The following is a 2,166-nucleotide window of genomic DNA, read 5'->3' as shown; positions in this document are numbered from 1 at the left end:
CCCGACGCTCTCCCGACCTCTTGCCCGCGCTGCCGCAGGTTTTGCGCGCGCAAGGCGACCTCGCCCAATCCGCGCTGATAATAATCAGCGGCGAACAGCGTCAACGCCCGCCATTCCTGTGCAAGCGGCGCAAGCGCGCTGCAAATGGCGACCACATCGCGCAACTTGTCAGCCGGAACATCGCTATGGTCCGTGACTTCGCAAATCATGCCGACCGCATCACGACGCCCGAACGGAATCTGCACCAGCATGCCGGGAAGTGGCGTGGGCGCGAGGTTGTATCGATAGTCGAAAAGTGTCGCCAGTGGGTGGTCCAGCGCGACGCGAACGAAGACGCTCAATTGCCGCACCGCCCGCGGACCACAGCGCCGCAGTGCTTCCACCTGAACATCAGGCTGAGCGTTACGAAGTTAAAGTGAAACATCACAATCGCCGCTAAGCCGTGGATTATTTTTGAGATTTCGTCGCTTTCCACAGGGCTGTGGATAACTTTGTTGAGAACTTTGGTTGACACGGGCAAAAAACCGCGATCTCGCTGCTTGTGTTCGGTACCCCACATAGCGGGAGTAGTCTGAATTTCTCTTATTAATCATGCATTTGAGATGACAATTCACAACCTCGCGAAGCCCTTTTGGTATGCATTGAGGATTGCGCGCCGCAGCGTACAAAATGTGCATAAGTCAACTCTTGACATTAGGCGAACGGCCAAACCACGGGCATTTCGAGCCACTCTTGCTGCCCCGCGAATCGTCTTGCGTAAGCTTTTCGTGACGCAGCGCAGCAATCTTTTTTGATCAAATGTCAGCTCTTTGAGCGAATCGCGCGACTGTGCCGATGCACTTCATCAACCAGCTCCGCGACGTTTTCCGGCAGTGTGAATTGCGAGATTCCGTGGCCCAGGTTGAACACATGCCCCGGATGGTTGCCGAAACTGTCGAGCACCGCACGCGCTTCCGTGCGGATCACCGCCGGCGATGCAAACAGCACCGTCGGGTCGATATTTCCTTGCAGCGCGACCTTGTCACCCACCTTCTCGCGCGCCTGGCCGAGGTTCACCGTCCAGTCGAGACCCACTGCGTCCACGCCGATCGATGCAATCTGTTCCAGCCACAAGCCGCCGCCCTTCGTGAACGTGATGACCGGCACCTTGACGCCATCGTGTTCGCGCTTGAGTCCCGCAACGACCTTCGCGATGTAATCGAGCGAAAAGCGCTGATACGCGCCATCGGCGAGCGCACCGCCCCACGTGTCGAAGATCATCACGGCTTGCGCGCCCGCTTCGATCTGCGCGTTCAGGTATGCCGTCACGGACTGCGCGTTGATATCGAGAATGCGATGCATCAGGTCCGGCCGCGAATAGGCCATCGCCTTGACCCTGTGATGATCGGGCGAGCCGCCGCCTTCCACCATGTAGCAGGCGAGCGTCCACGGGCTGCCCGAAAAGCCGATCAGCGGCACTTTCTGGCGCCCTTGTGCGTCGGTGAGTGCGCGGCGAATCTGCGATACCGCGTCGGTCACGTAACGCAACGTGGCATCGATATCCGGCACCGCCAGCTTCGCCACGTCCTCCTCGGTGCGCACCGTGCGCTCAAACCGGGGACCTTCGCCCTGCACGAAATTCAGGCCAAGGCCCATTGCGTCGGGGATGGTCAGGATGTCGGAGAACAGGATGGCGGCGTCGAGCGGAAAACGTTCGAGCGGCTGCAGCGTGACTTCCGTGGCGTAATCCGGATTGGTCGCGAGGCCGAGGAAACTGCCGGCGCGCGAACGCGTGGCGTTGTACTCAGGCAAGTAGCGGCCCGCCTGACGCATCAGCCAGATCGGCGTGTAGTCGGTCGGCTGGCGCTGCAGCGCGCGCAGGAAGGTATCGTTGAGAAGTGTGGAAGGCACGTGGCTCAGGCTTTAGCGTTAGGCAAAAGGGCATTCTACCGGACGCGGCGGCGGGATTTCCGCCACCTTCCATGTGGTCCGAGGCCGGGGCATCGCCAATATCCAGCGCGCGGTTGCACCGATATCATCGGCCGCTCGCAACGTACAACAAGGAGCATTGATGAGATTCTTCGCCTTCTGCGCCGCCGTATCCGTTTTATCGATGACCTTCGCGTCCGGCGCATCCGCGCAGACCGTGCAAGCCGGCAGCATCACCGGCGCGGACTTGCCGGTGAA

Annotated in this window: 3 protein-coding genes; all 3 read right to left on the bottom strand. The window is 60.2% G+C overall.

Annotated features, from left to right (window positions below):
- The coding region (locus ACRXB1_RS34915; protein ID WP_449494639.1) for a primosomal protein N' family DNA-binding protein at nucleotides 1–341 on the bottom strand (341 nt) is incomplete at its 3' end.
- A 460-nt stretch (nucleotides 342–801) separates the two neighbouring features.
- Nucleotides 802–1,890, bottom strand: a complete 1,089-nt coding sequence (gene hemE, locus ACRXB1_RS34910; protein WP_449494638.1) for a uroporphyrinogen decarboxylase — start codon at nucleotides 1,888–1,890, stop codon at nucleotides 802–804.
- Nucleotides 1,891–1,908: 18 nt separating this feature from the next.
- A partial coding sequence (locus ACRXB1_RS34905; protein WP_449494637.1) for a hypothetical protein occupies nucleotides 1,909–2,166 on the bottom strand: 258 nt, incomplete at its 5' end.

The sequence above is a fragment of the Caballeronia sp. M23-90 genome (genome assembly GCF_053574605.1).
This window is presented reverse-complemented; position numbering and strand designations above follow the sequence as displayed.